The sequence below is a fragment of the Cyanobium sp. FACHB-13342 genome (genome assembly GCF_014697415.1).
In the GTDB taxonomy this organism is placed as follows: Bacteria; Cyanobacteriota; Cyanobacteriia; order PCC-6307; family Cyanobiaceae; genus Cyanobium_A.
Genome location: NZ_JACJRT010000011.1, coordinates 1 through 18,180, shown reverse-complemented (window position 1 = coordinate 18,180; position 18,180 = coordinate 1). Strand labels below are relative to the sequence as shown.

21 protein-coding genes, 1 tRNA gene and 1 pseudogene are annotated in these 18,180 nt (G+C 67.4%); 9 read left to right on the top strand and 14 right to left on the bottom strand.

Annotated elements, in window-relative coordinates; all coding sequences use genetic code 11:
* Nucleotides 1–4 precede the first annotated feature (4 nt).
* Genes H6G16_RS09380 through grxD form a run of 3 tightly spaced genes read left to right on the top strand, consistent with a single transcriptional unit; the run spans nucleotide 5 to nucleotide 1,161 of the window.
* Entirely contained in the window at nucleotides 5–562 is a 558-nt protein-coding gene (locus H6G16_RS09380; RefSeq protein ID WP_242036330.1) for a tetratricopeptide repeat protein, read from the top strand.
* A 37-nt stretch (nucleotides 563–599) separates the two neighbouring features.
* The gene (locus H6G16_RS09375; protein ID WP_190390062.1) at nucleotides 600–833 is read left to right on the top strand and encodes a BolA family transcriptional regulator; all 234 of its coding nucleotides are present in this window, start codon (nucleotides 600–602) and stop codon (nucleotides 831–833) included.
* Nucleotides 834–837: 4 nt separating this feature from the next.
* Entirely contained in the window at nucleotides 838–1,161 is a 324-nt protein-coding gene (grxD, locus tag H6G16_RS09370; RefSeq protein ID WP_190390061.1) for a Grx4 family monothiol glutaredoxin, read from the top strand.
* Nucleotides 1,162–1,170: 9 nt separating this feature from the next.
* Here grxD and H6G16_RS09365 read toward each other — a convergent pair whose 3' ends face one another.
* Nucleotides 1,171–1,437, bottom strand: coding sequence for a DUF6761 family protein (locus H6G16_RS09365; protein WP_190390060.1), 267 nt, complete (start codon nucleotides 1,435–1,437; stop codon nucleotides 1,171–1,173).
* Between the two features lie 170 nt (nucleotides 1,438–1,607).
* Between H6G16_RS09365 and H6G16_RS09360 the strand changes: the two genes are divergently transcribed.
* Nucleotides 1,608–2,360: a response regulator transcription factor gene (locus H6G16_RS09360; protein WP_190390165.1), complete on the top strand. Its 753-nt coding sequence runs from the start codon at nucleotides 1,608–1,610 to the stop codon at nucleotides 2,358–2,360.
* Between the two features lie 16 nt (nucleotides 2,361–2,376).
* On the opposite strand, the gene H6G16_RS09355 is transcribed toward H6G16_RS09360, so the two are convergent.
* The 7 genes from H6G16_RS09355 to H6G16_RS09325 form a co-directional block, all read right to left on the bottom strand.
* Nucleotides 2,377–2,922, bottom strand: a complete 546-nt coding sequence (locus H6G16_RS09355; protein WP_242036329.1) for a hypothetical protein — start codon at nucleotides 2,920–2,922, stop codon at nucleotides 2,377–2,379.
* Entirely contained in the window at nucleotides 2,919–3,203 is a 285-nt protein-coding gene (locus tag H6G16_RS09350) for a hypothetical protein (RefSeq protein ID WP_190390059.1), read from the bottom strand. The genes H6G16_RS09355 and H6G16_RS09350 overlap by 4 nt, the downstream gene beginning before the upstream one ends.
* 28 nt (nucleotides 3,204–3,231) lie before the next feature.
* Nucleotides 3,232–5,679 (bottom strand): bifunctional diguanylate cyclase/phosphodiesterase, encoded by a 2,448-nt coding sequence (locus H6G16_RS09345; RefSeq protein WP_242036345.1) that lies wholly within the window; start codon nucleotides 5,677–5,679, stop codon nucleotides 3,232–3,234.
* A 180-nt stretch (nucleotides 5,680–5,859) separates the two neighbouring features.
* Nucleotides 5,860–7,422 carry a carotenoid isomerase gene (gene crtH, locus H6G16_RS09340; protein ID WP_190390057.1) on the bottom strand — a complete coding sequence of 521 codons (1,563 nt, stop codon included), beginning with the start codon at nucleotides 7,420–7,422 and terminating at the stop codon, nucleotides 5,860–5,862.
* Nucleotides 7,419–8,786, bottom strand: a complete 1,368-nt coding sequence (gene trmFO / locus H6G16_RS09335) for an FADH(2)-oxidizing methylenetetrahydrofolate--tRNA-(uracil(54)-C(5))-methyltransferase TrmFO (protein WP_190390056.1) — start codon at nucleotides 8,784–8,786, stop codon at nucleotides 7,419–7,421. Before trmFO ends, crtH begins: the two co-directional genes overlap by 4 nt.
* 4 nt (nucleotides 8,787–8,790) lie before the next feature.
* On the bottom strand, nucleotides 8,791–8,913 hold the full coding sequence (locus H6G16_RS09330) for a photosystem II protein Y (RefSeq protein ID WP_190390055.1): 123 nt from the start codon (nucleotides 8,911–8,913) through the stop codon (nucleotides 8,791–8,793).
* Nucleotides 8,914–9,018: 105 nt separating this feature from the next.
* On the bottom strand, nucleotides 9,019–9,537 hold the full coding sequence (locus H6G16_RS09325; RefSeq protein ID WP_190390054.1) for a gamma carbonic anhydrase family protein: 519 nt from the start codon (nucleotides 9,535–9,537) through the stop codon (nucleotides 9,019–9,021).
* A gap of 97 nt (nucleotides 9,538–9,634) precedes the next feature.
* Between H6G16_RS09325 and H6G16_RS09320 the strand changes: the two genes are divergently transcribed.
* Together H6G16_RS09320 and H6G16_RS09315 are read left to right on the top strand one after the other, a co-directional pair.
* A tRNA-Lys gene (locus H6G16_RS09320) sits at nucleotides 9,635–9,706 on the top strand.
* A 578-nt stretch (nucleotides 9,707–10,284) separates the two neighbouring features.
* Nucleotides 10,285–12,489 carry a glycoside hydrolase family 3 C-terminal domain-containing protein gene (locus tag H6G16_RS09315; protein ID WP_190390053.1) on the top strand — a complete coding sequence of 735 codons (2,205 nt, stop codon included), beginning with the start codon at nucleotides 10,285–10,287 and terminating at the stop codon, nucleotides 12,487–12,489.
* A 14-nt stretch (nucleotides 12,490–12,503) separates the two neighbouring features.
* Here the strand turns inward: H6G16_RS09315 and H6G16_RS09310 are convergent, their stop codons facing one another.
* The 4 genes from H6G16_RS09310 to H6G16_RS09295 form a co-directional block, all read right to left on the bottom strand.
* On the bottom strand, nucleotides 12,504–12,977 hold the full coding sequence (locus tag H6G16_RS09310) for a hypothetical protein (RefSeq protein ID WP_190390052.1): 474 nt from the start codon (nucleotides 12,975–12,977) through the stop codon (nucleotides 12,504–12,506).
* Nucleotides 12,974–13,543 (bottom strand): alpha/beta hydrolase, encoded by a 570-nt coding sequence (locus H6G16_RS09305; RefSeq protein WP_190390163.1) that lies wholly within the window; start codon nucleotides 13,541–13,543, stop codon nucleotides 12,974–12,976. Before H6G16_RS09305 ends, H6G16_RS09310 begins: the two co-directional genes overlap by 4 nt.
* A 113-nt stretch (nucleotides 13,544–13,656) precedes the next feature.
* Nucleotides 13,657–14,022 carry a molecular chaperone DnaJ gene (locus H6G16_RS09300; RefSeq protein ID WP_190390051.1) on the bottom strand — a complete coding sequence of 122 codons (366 nt, stop codon included), beginning with the start codon at nucleotides 14,020–14,022 and terminating at the stop codon, nucleotides 13,657–13,659.
* Between the two features lie 54 nt (nucleotides 14,023–14,076).
* The gene (locus H6G16_RS09295; protein WP_190390050.1) at nucleotides 14,077–14,364 is read right to left on the bottom strand and encodes a PilZ domain-containing protein; all 288 of its coding nucleotides are present in this window, start codon (nucleotides 14,362–14,364) and stop codon (nucleotides 14,077–14,079) included.
* A gap of 541 nt (nucleotides 14,365–14,905) precedes the next feature.
* Here H6G16_RS09295 and H6G16_RS09290 point away from each other — a divergent pair.
* Both H6G16_RS09290 and H6G16_RS09285 read left to right on the top strand, forming a co-directional pair.
* A complete protein-coding gene (locus H6G16_RS09290; protein WP_190390049.1) occupies nucleotides 14,906–15,349 on the top strand; it encodes a hypothetical protein in 444 nt (147 codons plus the stop codon).
* A gap of 117 nt (nucleotides 15,350–15,466) precedes the next feature.
* Entirely contained in the window at nucleotides 15,467–15,718 is a 252-nt protein-coding gene (locus tag H6G16_RS09285) for a hypothetical protein (protein WP_190390048.1), read from the top strand.
* A 26-nt stretch (nucleotides 15,719–15,744) separates the two neighbouring features.
* Here H6G16_RS09285 and H6G16_RS09280 read toward each other — a convergent pair whose 3' ends face one another.
* Complete coding sequence (locus tag H6G16_RS09280; RefSeq protein WP_190390047.1) at nucleotides 15,745–15,948, bottom strand: hypothetical protein; 204 nt, start codon at nucleotides 15,946–15,948, stop codon at nucleotides 15,745–15,747.
* Between the two features lie 284 nt (nucleotides 15,949–16,232).
* Between H6G16_RS09280 and H6G16_RS09275 the strand changes: the two genes are divergently transcribed.
* Nucleotides 16,233–16,973: a hypothetical protein gene (locus H6G16_RS09275; protein ID WP_190390046.1), complete on the top strand. Its 741-nt coding sequence runs from the start codon at nucleotides 16,233–16,235 to the stop codon at nucleotides 16,971–16,973.
* A gap of 4 nt (nucleotides 16,974–16,977) precedes the next feature.
* Here the strand turns inward: H6G16_RS09275 and H6G16_RS09270 are convergent.
* Nucleotides 16,978–18,180, bottom strand: a pseudogene (locus H6G16_RS09270) (glutamine synthetase type III); the annotation flags it as partial.

The window sequence follows — 18,180 nt, the reverse complement described above, 5'->3', positions numbered from 1 at the left end:
CGGCATGTGTTTGCTCCCAGTGCTGAGGTCGTCCCGCCTGTTCTGCGGCTCCCTGTTGGCCGCGCTGGCCCTCGCGGCACCGCTGGTCCCGGGTGCTGTTCAGGCCCAACAGGATCCCCAACGGGCCCTGGAGTCCTCGGGTAGTCCGTTCAACCTCGATGCGGTGCGAGCCCTGTTGGCTCGGGGCGATGCCGCCGCCGCCAACGGCAACCTCGCCGAAGCCCGCAAGCTCTACGACCAGGCCCGCGATGCCTGTCGCCGGCTGCTGGGCTTCTACCGCGATTTGAGTGGCTCCTTCCGGGGCCTGGATGCCCGCATTCCCCGGGAGATGGACCAGAAGGGCCGTGAGGCCCTGGAAACCATGGCCCAGGCCAACCTGCGGCTGGCGGCGGTGTTCCGCCGCCAGAACCAGCCCGAGGTGGCCGTTCCGCTGCTGGTGGAGGTCGTCAAGGTGATGACCCCGGCCAACCCCGAAGGCCGCAAGGCCTACCAAAACCTGGTGGAGATCGGCTTCGCGGCCACGCCTTACACCGCCGGGGATGCGGCCGCTCCCGGGAAGTGAGCTCTAGATTCCCGTCGTTCGCCGCATGCTCTCCCCGATGGTGCATCCCGACCAGGTGAAGGCGGCCATCACCCTGGCCATGCCCGATGCCTCCGTAGAGGTTGAAGACCTCACCGGCGGGGGCGACCACCTGCAGGTGACGGTGGTGTCGTCAGCCTTCAACGGCCTCACCCGGGTCAAGCAGCACCAGCTTGTGTATGGCGCCCTGCGCCAGGAACTGGCCAGCGAAGCGATCCACGCCCTGGCCTTGCAAACCTCCACTCCTGCCTGAGTTCATGGAAGCCACCACCCGTCAACGCATTGAAGAGCTGCTGGCGACCAGCCCGGTGTTCGTCTTCATGAAGGGCAGCAAGCTGATGCCCCAGTGCGGCTTTTCCAACAACGTGGTGCAGATCCTGCACTCGGTGGGGGTGCCGTTTGAAACCTTCGATGTGCTTTCCGATCCGGAGATTCGTCAGGGCATCAAGGAGTTTTCCGAGTGGCCCACCATTCCCCAGGTGTATGTGAAAGGGGAATTCATTGGTGGATCCGACATCCTGATCGAGATGTACAACTCGGGCGAGCTGCGCGAGAAGCTCGAGGTGGCCCTGGCCAGCTGAGGCCCCAGATCAGTAGCGCTCGCTTTCGTACAGGCTGCGCGGGTCCCCGTCCGGTCCGATGAAGCTGGACGGATCCTGAATCCAGCGGTCAATCAGCTCCTCGAGCCGGCGCTGGGTGAGGGGATCCAGCACGGCCGTGCGCCGCAGGGCGTGCAGGTAGCCGTCGGCGTACAGGCGCAGTTCCGCGGGGCTGTGGAAGCGATGGGCCAGTTCCTGGCAGGCATCACACAGCGATTGGAAGTGGCGGATGGCGTCCGGATGGTGCAGCGCGGTCATGGGGTCAACAACCCTCCACCCATTCTGACCCTCCGGGCTAGGGGGTGCGATCGTCAGGGTCTGAGCAAGCGCATCGGCTGATACGCGATTGGTCTGGCCCACCCCGTTAGCCTGAGGGGACTACTTCACTGGATCCCATCAGCTCAACGTCCCCGCCAATTTCAGCCAGCCTGTCCCCATCCCAGGCCGGAGGTCAGCCCCAGCGGGTTCTGGTGGTAGACCCCCACGCGACCCTCCGGACCGTTCTGGCCCAACGCCTGCGACAGGACGGACATCTGGCGGCCGCGGTGGCCACAGCCCGTGAAGCCCTCGAGGTCTGCCACGACCAGTCTCCCGATCTGCTGATCAGCGCTGAGCTACTGGATGAAAGCTCGGCCCTGCGGTTGGCGGCCCAGCTGCGTTGCCCGGTGATGGTGTTGACGGCCCGCACCGGTTCCGAGCCCGTGGTGACCCTGCTCGATGCCGGCGCCGACGACGTGCTGCGCAAGCCCTTCGGCCTCGAGGAACTCGCAGCCCGCTGCCGCACCCTGCTGCGCCGCAGCGGCACTGGCCTGCAGGAGCGGGTGTGTGTGGGTCCCCTTGAGGTGCATGTGTTGCTGCGCCAGGTGACCCTGCGCGACCAACCGGTGGAGCTCAGCCCCCGGGAATTCGCCCTGCTCTGCGCCCTGTTGATGCCTCCTGGCGTGGTGCGCAGCCGTCAGGAGCTGCTGCGCATGGCCTGGCCTCCCTTCAGCGGGGGCCCTCGCTCCGTGGATACCCAGGTGCTCACCCTGCGGCGCAAGCTGGAGCAGGCCGGGCTGGGAGAGGGGGGTGGTATCGAAACGATGCGCCAGCAGGGCTATCGCTTCAGCCTTGAAACCCTGCCTGAAGCCCAGGCCGAGGAAGAGTCTTCGGTGCGGCAGCCCCAGAACAGCCTGGCCTGATCGGGGCCTGGCTTGATCAGCTTGGCGCTCCAGCAGCCCAAGCCAGCCAGACCAGTTCCCCGAGCAGCATGGCGCCGCTCAGCACTGCCAGCAGCTGGTAGGTCCAGGGCGGGCTGATCCGGCCGATGGAACTGACGTCGAGGCCCGTTTCCTGGCCGAAGCGGCCCAGAAACTCTTCGAAGGCGGCAACCCGCTGGGGGAGCAGGTAGGCCGATCCGTCTGCCGCCCGCACGTAGAACACCCGGCCTCCCTGGCTGGTGGCCACTGGCGTGAGCCCCTGGATCGCACTCCAGGGCAGGCTCCAGCCGCGGCGCAGCAACCAGGCGCACCAGCGGGGGTGGCCCACCCGGATGGTGCTGCCGCTGAGCTCCACCCGTTCACTGGTGGCGGCCACCACCAGTGCAAGCCCCAGGGGCAGGGCCAGCCAGAGGGCGGCCTGCAGGGCTCCGCTGGCGAGCACGGGGAGGGGGGCCACCAGGGCCAGGTAGAGGCTGATCAGGGTGAAGCGGATCAGGGGCGCCATCGGGTAGCGCTCCTCCCCCTCCACCTGCGGGGTGGTCATCGATCCTCGGGGGATCCGGGCAGGGGTTCGATCAGCTCGGGGGGCTGGTACCGGCCGCTGAAAACCTCCTGCTCCCGGCCTTTCCAGAACTCCCCGAGGCGCATCAGGTCGGCATGGGCTTCCTGCAGGCTCGCCAGGTAGGCATCGGGATCCATGCTGTCTTTGGCCTCCTTGAGCTTGGTGAGCCGCAGCAGTTGCAGCATCCAGGGCTTGCCAAGTTCGCCCCGTTGCTCCAGGTAGCGGGCGAGCTCCTCAGAACTGGGGGTCGGGATGCCGGGCATGCCTTGCATGGAGACGAGATGGCCCAGGCTATGGAGCGGGAAGGGAGATTGTGAGTCGGTTTCCCCCCATGCGCGCCACCAGGGAGGCGACGTCCAGGGGCTCCGAGAAGAGATAGCCCTGGAATCGGTCCACACCCAGTTGCTGCAGCCGTTGAAAGCTCTCGTCTGTATCCACTCCTTCCGCGATGAGGGCCATGGAGACGGAGTTCGTGAGCTTGGGGAGCAGTTCCACGATTTGTTCCGCATAGGAATCGTTGAGTACTCCGATCACAAAACTGCGATCGATCTTCAGCTCGTCGGGCTTCAGAGACAGCAACAAACCCATCGAGGAGAATCCCGTTCCAAAGTCATCGAGGGAAATCCGCATCCCCGCTTCACGGCACTGGCGCAGATTGGTCTCAACCGCGGCTGTGGAGTTGAAGATGGCGGTTTCAGTGAGTTCGAGAATGATGTGGTGGCAAGATAGTCCTTGGGCCGAAATGGCGTTGATCAAGTGGCCTGAAAAGGATGCATCCGTCAGTTGGGATGGGCTGACGTTGATTGCCAGCTTGAGCTGTTTTGGAGTGATCTGCAGGGCCTGGATCAGCTGCTTGAAGGTCCCTAATGAGGCTTCGATTAACTGGCGGCCGACGCGACCCATGATGCGATAATGTTCGGCGACCGGGATAAACAGAGTTGGGGGGATTTCTCCCAGGTCTGGGTGGTCCCAGCGGGCTAGCGCCTCAACCGCTAGCACTTCGCCTGCGGCGTTGACGATCGGTTGGAACAAAATGTGGAAGGAGTCTGGCCTCGACGATTCATAGGAGGCTCCTGAGGCCAGTTGCAGTGCGGTAAATAGGCGATGGTCGCTGAGGGGATTGGACTCATTTTCTGCTGTGAACAGGTGAATATGTTCCCCTTGGGATGCCTTTGCCTTGTACATCGCCAGGTCTGCTTTTCGAATGATGTCTTCACTGCTGAACTGGTGTGGGTCGCTGATCGTGATCCCAATGCTGAGGCTGAGTCGGTAGGGCGAGACGGAATCCACTTGACCCTTCTCAAAGGCTTCGAGGATCCGGTGGGCTGTCTGTTGGGCCTGCAGACCCAGGGATTCGTGGTTTGTATTGGGAGTGTCGCCCGGATTGAGAATGAGAATGAACTCGTCGCCGCCGTAGCGCGCCAGAAAGTCACCCTGGCGGCAGAGGGCCTGGAGTTGGTTGGCCACCTTGCAGAGGGCTTGATCGCCGATGCGATGGCCATAGGTGTCGTTGATGCTTTTGAATTTGTCGATATCGATAAACAGCAAGCTCAGCAGGACGTGTTGTTCTTTGAGACGAACAAGTTCTCTTTCCAGGTGTTCGATGCAGTAGCGGCGGTTGGCCAGGCCGGTGAGCGCATCGTGCATGGCCAGATCTCGGGCGGAGCCCAGAATCTGTTCAAACCGATTGGCAATCATCTGGATGTTTACGCCTTGGCGACCAGCGGTTTCCTTGCTGGTTGCGGACGACCCATCGACCGGTTGGCTGGCGCGGGGCGAGGCAGGGTGGCGCCGTTCCCCTTGCAGCATCCCCCTGAAGATCAAGGTGCTGTCAGGAAGTGGGCTGGTTGGGCTGGGATCTGCGGCAGGCTCTGACGGGGAGGCCTTGAAATCAAGGATTTCAATCAGGGCGCGGTGCGTGCGTCGGATGCGTTGGGTGCCCCAGCGTTCCTGTTGGCGCAGCAGCAATTTCTGCCGTCGTTCGGCCAATTTCCAGCGAACCCGCAGGGCCAGGGCAATCACTCCTCCGCCGGTTAGCAGGAGCAGCAGATCGGTCAGTTCCCGGCGCAGCTCCGCCTGGCTATTGGCGGGTCTGACCCCCATCAGGCGGCCGTTGTTGCTGAAGGTCTGGGGTTGGAGCGGCGTCAAGGCCACTCCCGTGGCGATCGCTCCAGCTGGCGGCAGGGGCTGCAGCTGGGCTTGGATCCGGTTGAGCTCGTTTTTCAGGTGGCTGCCGAACTGGGCTTCAACCAGCGGGTTGAGGTAAACCAGGGTGGCTGCGCTGGATCGGCTGTTGTCGCTGGTGCTGATCGTGCTCGCATAGCCGACGTAGAGGTTGTTGGCTTCGCCGGAGCAGATCACCCGGATGCCGGGGAGTCCCAGGTGGCGCCGGGTGCGGGCCGTGGAGTCCATGCAGCCCACCAGCCGTGGATCAGGGGGCCGGTTCGGGCTGCTCAGGCCCACCCGAAGCGCTTGGCGTTGGGATTGGGCGTCGTAGAGCGCCATGGCAGCCCCGTCGTCAAAGAGGCTGCTGGTGGCCAGGTCTTCGGAGGGGAAGGAGGGGTTTCTCCCCTCAATGAAGGCATAGCTGTCATCCCACCAGCCCCAATCCCGGGCCGTTCGCTCGGCGTCCCGGAATTCGGCTTCGAGTTTTTCCAGGCCGATCGTCTGGCTGGTGACGCTTCGGTCTTTGGTCAGCTGGATCCTGCGGAGCCCTTCAACCCCAGCCAGGGTGACCATCACCAACAGGATCACGGCAGTGCGTGAAGGGCCGCGCTGGCGCCAGCTGATCTGCTCTTCCTTGATCCATGAACGCCATAGCCTTCGCGGGGACTGGCACCTTGCGCCCGTAGACGGCTGCGCGATCGCCTTGGTTGTGCCGCCCACCACCGGGCCACCCGATTGCCCCATGGGCTCAGCCTAGGCAGGCAGGCGCCAGGGGTTGAGCCCCAGGTCGGCGCCGATGCGGTGGGCGCAGGCAAAGCCGCTGAAGGCCACCGCATTGAGCCCCTGGCCGGGGAAGCAGGAGTCGCCCACGGCGTAGAGCCCCGTGATGCCGGTGCGGTTGAAGGGCATGGGCAGCAGGCCTGGCAGCCGCAGGGCCGGGATCGGGCCGTAGCTACCGCCCATGCGGCCGAGAAAGCGCCGGTGGCTGCGGGGGGTGCCCACCTCGCGGTGGCGGATGGCGCCCTTCAGGCCCGGCAGGATCGCCTCAAGGCGCTCAATCAGCCGGTCGGCGTCGGCCTGCTTCTTGGCCCGGTAGGCCCCTGGGCTCAGCCCCTGCCAGGGCTCCATGGAGCTGGGGGTGAAGCTGTGCAGGATGTGGCGCCCGGCCGGCGCTAGCCCGGGATCCAGCAGGGTCGGCATCGACACGAACACCACCCCCTGCTCCGCCTCCATCTCCTCCCAGCGCTCCAGCAGCAGGTGGTGGCAATGGAAGCCCTCCGGCACCACCGCCGCATCGATGCCCAGGTGCAGGGAGAGAAAGGAGGGGGAGGGTTTGTAGCGCCGCCGCCAAGTGGTTTCCGCCGCGGGCGTGTGGGCGGCATCCACCAGGGGCTGGGCCACGGCGCCCTCGCTGCCGGGGCTGCCGGCAAACGTGTCCCAGCGGGTGGCGTTGCTCACCACGCGGCGGGCGCGGATCGTTTCGCCGCTGGCCAGCTGCACGCCCACGGCCGCGCCGTTGTCGATCACCACTTTGGTGACGCGGGCCTTGTAGCGGATCGCGCCACCATGGCTCTCCAAGCCGGCCACCAGCTTCTCGGCGATCACACCCACGCCGCCTTGGGGGTAGTTGATGCCGCCGGCATGGCGATCGGAGAACACCATCCCCGCGTTGATCATCGGCGTGAGGTCGGCCGGCATCACGCTCCAGCAGAAGCACTCCATGTCGATGAACTTGAGCAGGGCCGGATCGCTGATGTGCTTCCGCGCCACGTCGCCCACGTTCACCGGCAGCCAGCGGGCCAGGCCCAGACAGGCCAAGGGCGCCCGGAAGAATACCTTCGCCAGGTAGGCGGGGTCTTCGAGCGAGAGCAGCGGCATCGCGTCCAGGCAGCGGAACACCTGCCAGCAGGCGTCGTAGAAGGCGCGGATGCCCTGGGCCTCGTGGGGGAACAGGGCGGTGAGGTCGGCCAGGAAGCGCTCGTAGTCGCGGTCCACGGCCACGTTCAGGCCGCCGGGCAGGTGGTACTCGAGCTGGGCCGGATCGGGCACCGTGGCGCAGTGCTGGCCCACATCGGCGAGGGCCCGGGTGAGGAGGTTGGTGTGTCCCTTCTCGCCGAAGCCGAAGATCATCGAGGCACCCACATCAAAGGTGTAGCCCTCGCGTTTGAAGCTGCCGCCCGAGCCGCCGGGGATCAGGTAGCGCTCCAGCACCAGCACCTTGGCCCCCTTGGCGGCCAGCTGTGATGCGGTGACGAGGCCACCAATGCCGGCGCCAATCACGATCACATCCCAGGTGGGAGCGGGGCTGGTGGTCACCGGAGGGCAGCGGCAGGTGTGGCCGACCCTAGGAAGGGGGCCAGATCCGCCAAGGCGCGGTCGCGGTAGGCGCCATAGCGGGCGCGCTTCTCGCGGATCCGTGTGGGCAGCTCCGGCAGCAGGCCGAAGTTAGGGGGCATGGGCTGGAACTTCGCGCTGGGGGCTTCGGCGATGAAGTGGGTGAGGGCGCCGATCATGGTGGTGGGCGGCAGCTGGATCGGCTCCAGGCCTTGGGCCAGCAGGGCGGCATTGGTGCCGGCCAGCCAGCCGCCGGCCACCGCCGCCGCGTAGCCCTCGGTGCCGGTGATCTGGCCAGCGGCCAGCAGGCTGGGCCGCTGGCGGAACTGCAGGCTCGGATCGAGCAGCTGGGGCGACTCCAGAAAGGTGTTGCGGTGCATCACGCCGAAGCGCACGAACTCGGCGTTCTCCAGTCCCGGGATCAGCCGCAGCACCCGCTTCTGCTCGCCCCATTTGAGGTTGGTCTGGAAGCCCACCAGGTTCCAGAGGCGGCCGTCCTTGTCTTCCTGGCGCAGTTGCACCACGGCGTAGGCGCGCTTGGCCCGGCGCACGTCGCGGTCGTTCAGATCGCCCCAGCGGGGATCCCAGAGGCCGATCGGTTTGAGCGGGCCGTAGCGCATCGTGTCTTCGCCGCGGCGGGCCAGCTCCTCGATCGGCAGGCAGCCCTCGAAGAACGTCGCACTCTCTTTTTCGAAGTCCTTGAGCTCGGCCTGCTCCGCCGCCAACAGCGCCTCGCGGAAGGCCAGAAACTGCTCCCGGTCCATCGGGCAGTTGATGTAGTCGGCGTCGCCCTTGTCGTAGCGGGAGGCCCGGAAGGCCACGGAGAGATCGATGCTCTCGCCCTCCACGATCGGGCTGGCGGCATCGAAGAAGTGGCAGTCGGCCCGGCCGGTGAAGGCCCGCAGCTGCTCGGCCAGGGGCTCACTGGTGAGCGGGCCGGTGGCCAGCACGGCGATCTCGCCGGGGCCGGGCAGCTCGGTGTGTTCCCGCCGATCCACCGTCACCAGGGGGTGCTGCTCGAGGGCGGCGGTGAGGGCGGCGCTGTAGCGGCCCCGATCCACCGCCAGGGCGCCGCCGGCGGGCACGGCATGGGCATCGGCGGTGCGGATCACCAGGGAGCCCAGCCGGCGCAGCTCCTCCTGCAGCAGGCCGGCGGCGCGGTCGCTGCTCAGGGCGCCGAAGCTGTTGCTGCACACCAACTCGGCGAATTCAGCGCTGTGGTGGGCGGGGGAACGGCGCAACGGCCGCATCTCCACCAGCCGCACCGGCAAACCGGCACTGGCGATCTGCCAGGCCGCTTCCGTGCCCGCCAGACCGGCGCCGATGACGAGCAGTTCTGGACGCAAACGATCAGGCGCGGGCGCGCTTGAGCATCAGCTGCAGCTGGCCCACGGCGGCGCGGCCGATGTGGAACACGGCCCAACCGGCGGCCAGGAGGATGGGAGCGGCAACCAGCACCAGCCGAGCGTCCATGGAAGGCAGGGAAACGAGATGGGGAGATCTTAAGGACTGCGCCGTGTCTGCGGCCCGCCCGCCTGGGGATTTGTCGTCATCTGCGTTGCCGTGCCTGATCGGCTGTCATCCCTGGACCCGGGCGGCATGGGCCCGGGCCAACTCCCTGTAGCGGCGGGCGTGCTGGCGCTGATCGGCCTGGGCCTCGGCGCTGAGCTCGCGTTTCACCTGGGCCGGGGCCCCCATCACCAGGGCGCCGGCGGGCACATCGCGGGTTACCACCGAACCCGCCGCCACCAGGGCGCCGGCCCCCACCGTGACGCCGTTGAGCACGATGGCGCCGATGCCGATCAGGCAGCCGTCTTCGAGGGTGGCACCGTGGATCACGGCCCGGTGGCCGATGGTCACATCGGTGCCGATGCGCACGGGCTGGCCTGGATCGCCGTGGAGCACGGCGCCGTCCTGCACGTTGCTGCCCTCCCCCACCACGATCGGACACACATCCCCGCGGGCCACGGCCGTGGGCCAGAGGCTGGCGCCGGCCGCCAGCTGCACATCGCCAATCACCACCGCTGACGCGGCCACCCAGGCTTCGGGGTGGATCCGGGGTTCGGGCCAGTGAGCGGCCCAGGCAACGCTGCTCATCCGCTGTGGCACCAGGGCTCCCCATTCTCCCGGCGTCCCCGCCCCCTTGGAGGAGGTCGCCCCTGGGTGATACGTTCCCTACGTGCCCAACGGGCGCGGGTCGCTAGCTCAGCGGTAGAGCACTCGGCTTTTAACCGATTGGTCCTGAGTTCGAATCTCAGGCGACCCATAGAACGATCCGGCCAGTCCTGAGGCCCTTGGCGAGACCCAGCCGGGCTGGGCGCTCCCACTCGGTGAAGCTCTCTTCATGAAGTCCCATGTGCGCTCGTGAAGACCCATTGCCGCTGGGGTCGGCGGCCTTGCCTCTTCGGTCCGCCGGCGCGATTGTTTGTGCATCGGGATTCGGAGGCTCCATTGATGGAAGACACCCCCCCTGAGCATCAGACAGGAGCGCGCTGACGATCCGGCCCCTGCTCCAACACTCTCGACGGATCTCTGGCTTCTCTGGGTTTGACGTCCTCGCGTCCACCCGTCCACTGCACCGCCCTAGGTGCCCCGGACCGAAATGGGAAGTCCCACTTGTCACCTGGCCCCAGGTGCCAGCGCCGGCAGCTCCGACCCACAACTGAAGACCCTCAGATCCCACGATCTGATTACCAAGCACAAACCTCGCGCAGCTGCGCCCGCACCCCCGAGGGTCGGCACTCCAGCTGAGCAGACAAACGCCCGGGGCTCGCGCTCCGGGCGTTGTTGTGTCCTGGCCGGCGAGATCCGGCCTTCCTAGCCTCAGGGCAGCAGGGAGCCCCCATGGCGGTGTCGCCCGAGGTTGGGGCTGAAGCGGCCGAGCGCCGGGCCGAAGCAGTGCTGGCTCAGCTCAGCAGTGCCGAGAAGCTCGCCCTGCTCGAGGGCGACACCGACTTCTGGCCCGGCATGGTGGACATCGCCAGCCGCGATGCCTCCCACGTCCATCCCTGGCCCGCCGGGGCCGTGCCCCGCCTGGGTCTGGCCGGGTTGCAGTTCGTCGATGGCCCGCGGGGGGTGGTGCTCCAGGGTGGCGCCACCACCTTCCCGCCGCCGATCGCCCGCGGTGCCTGCTGGGACGTCGACCTGGAGGAGCGGATCGGCGAGGCCATGGCGCGGGAGGCCCGTAGCTTCGGCGCCAACTGGTTGGCGGCGGTGTGCGTCAACCTGCTGCGCCACCCCGGCTGGGGCCGGGCCCAGGAGACCTACGGTGAAGATCCGGTGCTGCTCGGCGATCTGGGGGCAGCCTGCACCCGCGGCATCCAGCGCCATGCCGTGGCCTGCGTCAAACACCTGGCCCTCAACTCGATCGACAGCTCCCGCTTCCTGGTGGACGTGCAGGTGAGTGAGCGGGTGCTGCATGAGTTGTATCTGCCCCATTTCCGCGACTGCGTCGAGGCGGGGGCGGGCTCGGTGATGAGCGCCTACAACCGGGTGAATGGCGAATGGTGCGGCCAGCACCCGGAGCTGCTCACGGCGATCCTCAAGCAGCGCTGGGGGTTCCGCGGTTTCGTCGTGACCGACTTCATCTTCGGGGTGCGCGATGGCGTGGCGGCGGTGCGGGCCGGCCAGGACCTGGAGATGCCGTTCCGGATGATCTTTGCCGGCGGCCTGGAGCAGGCCCTGGCCGATGGACGCCTCTGCCTGGATCGGATTGACGACGCCGTGCTGCGCCAGCTGCGGGTGCAGTTGGCGGTGCCGCAGGGGACCTACCCCGTCAGCCTGCGGGGCTGCCCCGAGCACCGCGCCCTGGCGCGGGAGGCGGCCACCAAGGCGATCGTGCTGCTCCAAAACGAGGCTCCAGAACGTGCTCCCCATGGCGCGCCGGCCCTGCTCCCGCTCGATCCGGCCCGCTCCCTGGCGGTGATCGGCCCCCTCGCCGCGGTGGCCAACCTGGGCGACCGGGGCTCCTCCGACACCCGGCCCGAGCCGGGGGTGGTGGTGACGCCCTTGGAGGGGCTGCGGGCGGTCGCTGCGCCGGGAGCGGTGCACCACGCCAGCGGCGAGCATCTCCAGGAGGCCATTGCCCTGGCGGCTCGCTGTGACACGGCCCTGCTGGTGCTCGGCCTGGACTGGCGCCTGGAGGGGGAGCACATCCACCCCGGCGACATCGCCCCGATCCTGCGCCAGATGCCGGCCCCCCACCCCCTGCTGCGCCGTTGGTGGCCGCCGGTGGCCCGGGCGATTGCGGCCCTCACCAGCTACGGCTCTGCCCGCCAGGGGGGAGACTTCGCCGCCGGCGACCGCACCCAGCTGGAGCTCCCCGCCGCGCAGGTGGCCCTGATCGAGGCGGTGGTGGCGGCCAACCCCCGCACGGTGGTGGTGCTGATGGGCGGCGGCGCGATCCTGATGGAGGCCTGGCGCCGCGCCGTGCCGGCGATTTTGCTGCTCTGGTATCCGGGCGAGCGGGGCGGCGAGGCCCTGGCTGATGTGGTGTTTGGTGCGGTGTCGCCCTCCGGGCGCCTGCCCTTCGCCATCCCCACCAGCGCCAACCACCTGCCCCCGTTCGAGCCCCGGGCCCCCCAGGTGCACTACGACCTCTGGCACGGCTACCGCCGGCTCCAGCGCGACGGCCATCCGGCCGCCTTTCCCTTTGGCTTCGGCCTCTCCTACGCCGCCCTGCGCCTCAGCGCTGCGGAGGCCGAGCTCAGCCCCGGTGGTCCCCACCCGGCGCTGCGGGTTGGGGTGACGCTGCACAACGACGGGGCCATGGCCAGTGAGGGGGTGGTGCAGGTCTACGTCGAACCACCGGGGCTTGTGCTGGAACGCCCCCGGCGCACCCTGGTGGGTTTTGGCCGGGTGAGCCTTGAGCCTGGCGGGTGCCAGCGGCTCAGCCTGGCGATTCCCCTGCGCCGGTTGGCCTATTTCGATGAGGCCACCAGCCGCTTCTGGCTCGAGGCGGGGCCCCACCGGCTGCGGCTTGGCCAGCACAGTGAAGACGCCGGCCTGGTGGTGGAACTGGCCTTGGCGGCCACCGATCTGGGCCCCTGATGGCTGGATCCAGCTCAGGGGCGGCCGAGCAGCTGCTGCAGCCGCAGGCGGTTGTAGCGCTGCACCCACAGGCAGGGCAGGTTGAACAGGGTGGCGAAGCCCAGATTGATCAGCACCCCCAGCGGCGGCAGCCACAGGGCTGTGGCGATCCAGAACGGCCACAGGGCCAGGTGCACCAACTCGGCCCGCCGGGTTTCGAGCACGAGCCGTTCCAGGTTGCGGCGATCGCGGCCCACCAAGCTGGCCTTGGCCACCCCATTGGGCAGCGCGTTGCCGGCATCGGGCAGCCAGGGTTTCCAGCGGCGGATCGCCCAGCGCCGTTCATAGCTCTGCAGGGATTCCGGCCAGGGCCGTTGCCACAGCACCCGGCTCCGCGCCAGCCAGGGGAGCGGCAGGCGATTGGCCAGCGCCCCCACCACCCCACTCCACAGCAGCCAGCCCAGGATGCTGGTGAGCAGGGCCATCAGGGGTGACAGGGGAGTGGTCATGGCCGCAGGAGTTCTTCGGCCAGCAGTTGCACCGATTGGGGAGCACGCAGCAGCTGGGGATGGGCCCACACCGGCAACATCTGGGTGCGCCCGAGTGGCAGCACCGCCCGCCAGCCCGGCAGCACCGCCAGGTCGATGGCGGAATAGAAGCTGCAGCACTCCACGCCCGCCAGGGTGTCGAGGTTGCCGTTGAGCTGCTCCAGCAGGGGACTGCCCCACTTCAGATCGGCGATGCCCGCCAGCAGCCTCCCAGGCCAGGGCTGGGCTGTAAGCGTGCCCTGTTGGGGGCTGCCCACGCTGATGAAGCGACGGGTGCGCCGATGGCCGCCCAGCAGCTGGATCCAGGTGCGGGCGATCACCCCGCCGATGGAGAAGCCCAGCAGGTCGACGGGTTGCTCCAGCCCAAACGCCGCCTCGATGTGACTGCCCAGCAGTTCGGCGGCCTCCGGCACGGGCGTGAGCCCCAGGCGCAGCGGTAGATCGGGGATCAGCAGGGGCTGGCGCTGCTCGCCCAGGCGCTGTTTCAGCGCGTTGAACACCCGGGGGCTATCCAGCAGCCCGTGCACGAGCACCAGGGGCGTGGGGTCTCGGGGGGGCGCGGTGCCTGGGGTTGGGGGGCTGATGGGGTGGTGCTGGGAGGTTCAATCCCAATCTGATCCGCTCCGGGGTGTTCTGGGGATCAGTCCTCCTGGCGCCCCAGCAGTTGGTCCCGCGCCCCGTTCACCCGCTGCATCGTGTCGTGGCTGCCGCCGCGGTCGGGATGGTGTGCCGCCGCCGCCCGTTTCCAGGCTCGGTTCACCTCGCTGGAGCTGAGGCGTCCGGCCAGGGGGAGCTCCAGCCGTTGCCGCGCCACGATGGAGTCGAGATCCGGATGTTTGCCGAGGGGGCCCCAGTCGGCCTTGCTGAGGGCTGGACTGCGTTTGCGCCCCCCCTTGCGGCGGCCGGAGCGGGCTGGGCCGGATCCCCCGAATCCCTTGTGCTCAGCATCCGGATCCGCGGCCGTCGGGGTCTGACGGACGGACGGGGCGGTGGCGACGAGACCCATGGGATGCGAGAGGCAATTCCCCCACTTTCGGCCATGGCGTGCCAGGCCAAGAACTCAGCTTTTGGTGGGGGCCAGGTAGCGGTCGTAGAAGAGCCCGGACTCGATCGGTGTTTCGAAGGCCAGGCCGAGAAAATAGGTAATGCCTTCCTGGGCTTGCCAGGCCAGCCGGGCTTCCATCCGGTGATCGATCCGTTCGAAGCGATCAAAAATGGTCAGCTGGATGCTGCTGCCGTCCAGGTTGTCGATGCTGGTCTGGGTGAAGACGCACACGCCTCCTTCTCCCAGGTCCCAGACCTTGAAGATCCAGCGACCCCCCGCCGCATCGACGAGCTCACCCTGCATGGCCCCGCTCCCCATGGGAGCGGGGCGACGGAGATAGGCCCGTCGAGGCGTTCCCCGGCGGTCTGAGCCCTTGCTGTCGTCCCGGCGGCTTGCGCGTCGATCCGCCTCTCCACGGCGATCCCGACCTGGGGCCCGGAAGGGAGGCTGGCTGTCCTTGGCCATGGGGGTCCGTATCCTCCGGTCCGCGACTGCGGCACGGTGTCTCTTGACTCGGGCGCAGTATCGCAAACCCGCGGGGCGGGCCCCGCCACCCGCCACCCTCCAGCCCAGGCGGCTCGTTATCCGGCAAAGGCAAGCGTGTATTCACTTGGCGAATAACTATATTAGCAACTTGGGCATCTCTCGATACATTTAGGCGCCAATTTTCTCTATCTGTTTATAGTGATGCAGCTCGACTTCTTCATTCTTGGTTACCCCGGAGGCTTTGGATGCCCTCGATTTTCTGATATGGCTCAACAGTGGCTATCGGGCGGCTGAATTCTGTGGTTGCCATCAGTCTTCGATTTCGCGTCGTGCCCAAGAGGCCGCTGAGGCCTTTGGGGTGACCCTGGCTCGGGATCCAGCAGGCTGGCGACTGGGCGGTTCCACCGTGTTGCTCGATCTGGAGCGGGAGGTTCACCAGTTGCACCGGCTGTTGCGGGGCTCGGAGCTGCGGTTGGAGCTCGCTCCAGGCTTCGAAGGCCTTCTGCCTCGCCTGGCGTCCAGTGGCTGGATTGCCGTCCCTGCCGAGACGGCTCCGCAGGAGCGGTCGTGGAGGTTGGTGGAATCGCGCGTCATCGATGGCTGGCTCACCAAGCATCAACCGGCGGCGATGGGTGAATGGGATGGTTTGGCGGCTTGCGAGCTGCAGGGGGGCTTTTTGGTTGTGCGCCGCGAGCTGGCGGACCATCCGGTCTTCAGCGCGCTTCGCTCGACCCTCTTGGGCTCGAGTGGGTCTAAGGTTGAGAAAAGTCCATCCGGGTGCGCTCCGGCCGTCCGTCGCTGAGGAGGCTGTATGGGGTCTTGGGCACGATTTCGTCTACGGCCTGGTCTGCAAGCGGGGGCTCGGCGCAGGCGCTACAGGGTTGTTCCCGCCAACGAGCGGGAGGGACAGCGCTGGCCCGTGGAGCAGCCCATGGAGGGTTGGCTGCAGTGGGAAGGCCGGGTGTTGCCCGCCATTCCTGTGGAGATCGCCAATTTCAGTGCCGGGGGCGTGGCCGTTTGGGTTGACCCCCGTCTGAACCTGGCGCCGGGAAGCCATGGTGTGCTGATCACCCAAGCCCATGGCCGGGGGTGTGGCTACCGGCCCGTCAAGGGCTGTTGGCAGGTGAGGGGAGACGCCCGATCCTTGGTGGGGCTCGCCTTCGAGCGTTGAACGGTCACGGGTGCCCTCCCGGGGCCTTACTGCTCAATCAACCGCTCGATGCGGCTCGACTGGGAGCCGGCAACGGGATTGGATCCATCCGGGCTCAAGCTTGTCACCGGCAGCCGGCGCGAGGGCTGAACGTCCTTCACCCGTATGGCATACACGTGCAGGCCGATGGCCAGGCCCAGCAGAAGCAGCAGGCTGAGGGCTGTGCTGTGGCTGCCGTCACGGCTGGACATCAGCAGAAGGGTTACAAGATCTGTCTGGAGCAGTCTCTCAGGCCTGGGACGGACCAACCCCGGGCGATCCCCCTTAGGATTTGCTTAAGAAGTTCGGGCTGTCCAGACCCATGCGGGTGCCGTCCCTGCTCGCTCTTGCGGCCCTGGTGGGATTCCTGATCATCGAGCTGGTGTTGCGGGTCTGATCGGAGTCATCGGTCCCGGCTGGCATCGGAGCGCACCACTGCAGCGACCCAGCGCTTCTAGGGTCCGATGACATTGCCGTTTTGCACCAACTCGGTCCGATGCTCCACTCCCTCGCCTTTGTGCTCGCTCGGGACGGGCAGCTTCCCGGCGACGGTCTCGGTTGGTCCGATCTGGTCGCTGCCCAGGGACAGGGGCCCGACAGGGGCCGCGCTCTGCGCCTGTTCCGTCTTCCTGATCATTGGCAGGGCAACCTGGATGACCTGGTGGCCACGGGTTGCGCCACCATCCGGGGCGAGGACCCCCTACCTGCTGCTTCGGAGCATCGCTCCCTGATCTGCGATGCGGTGGTGCCCCTGCTGGAGGTTCCCTCCCTGTGGATCGGGGTGTATGCCCTGAGGGGCCCAGCCTGGCCTGAGGGCCAGGCCCCGCGCCCGGTCGATGGACCTCCCCTGCAGGTGCAGGACGTGCAGTTGCTGGATCGTTTCCCCCTGGCGGAAGCGGCCAACGAAACCTGCTGGTTCTATCCCACGGATAACGGCACCTACCTCTGCTGGGAGAACCGCACCCACGTCACCCTTTTGCCGGGCTGGCTGCCAGAGCACGGAGTGCAGCAGAGCCCGATCAGCTACGACCGGGGTGAGGTGCACGTGCTGTGGTCGCTGATGGCGGATGACGAGGCCCTCACCTGCGTTGGTCTCACCTACCAGCGCCGTCGGATCGAGTGGCCGCTGGGGAGCCGCATCCCGGAGCCGAGTGCCAATTGGACCTGGTTTGAGGTCGACACCATGGCCGACCCCAGCTACATCGAACGGGCGAGTATTGATGTGTTCCCGCAGTGACAGCTCAGCGCATGAACAGCATCTCCTGGTAGCTGGGCAGGGGCCAGAGCTCGTCGTCCACCACGCGCTCGAGGCCATCCACCGCGGCGCGCAGCGATCCGATCAGGGGCATCAGGGTGTCGGCGCAGTGGCGCATGTGGGCTTCGGTGCCGTGGGGAGCGTTGCCGAGGCCCTGCTCCAGGGCCTCGCAGCCGTTGTTGAGCTGCTCGAGCAGTTCGCCCAGCTGGTTGCGCAGGCTGAGGTTGGGGTGGAGCCCCATCGCCTGTTGCTCCTGCAGCGCCTTGCCTAGGTCGCCCAGGTAGCGAACCGCCGCCGGGTACACCTGGGTGCGGGCGATCTGGAGGGCCAGCTTCGCCTCCACCTCGATGGCCAGCACGTATTGCTCGCTGTACACCTCGAAACGGCTCTCCAGCTCCACCAGACTCAGCACGCCCTGGCGCTCGAACAGCTCCCGCACGTCCTGGCGCTGCAGCACCGGCAGGGCATCGGCGCAGCTGCGCAGGTTTTCCAGGCCCCGCTCTTCGACGGCCAGGCGGTGCCATTCACTGGAGTAGCCATCGCCGCCGAACACCACGGCGCCGTGCTCGCGCATCACCTGCTGCAGCACGTTGAACGCCGCCTCGCCCAGGGATGTGCCGCTGTCCAGCTGGCTCTGCAGCCGGTCGGCGATCCAGCCGATCGAGTCGGCCAGCACGGTGTTCATCGCCACCAGAGGCCCGGCCACCGACTGGCCGGAGCCAACGGCGCGGAACTCAAAGCGGTTGCCGGTGAAGGCGAAGGGTGAGGTGCGGTTGCGGTCGCCTGGATCCTTGGTGAATTCCGGCAGGGTGTCGACCCCCAGGGTCATCACGCCGCCCTTGGCGGAACTCTGCAGGTTGCCCTCGCGGATCTGGTTGAACACGTCCTCGAGCTGGCTGCCGAGGTACACCGAGATGATCGCTGGCGGGGCCTCATTGGCGCCGAGGCGATGGTCGTTGCCGGCCGTGGCCACCACCGAACGCAGCAATGGCCCGTAGCAGTGGACGCCGCGGATGACGGCGGCGCAGAAGAGGAGGAACTGGAGGTTGTCGTGGGGTGTCTGGCCGGGGTCGAGGAGGTTGCCCTGGGTGGCGTTGCCGATGGACCAGTTGACGTGCTTGCCGGAGCCGTTGATGCCGGCGAAGGGCTTTTCGTGGAGCAGGCAGGTGAAGCCGTGCTTTTTGGCGGT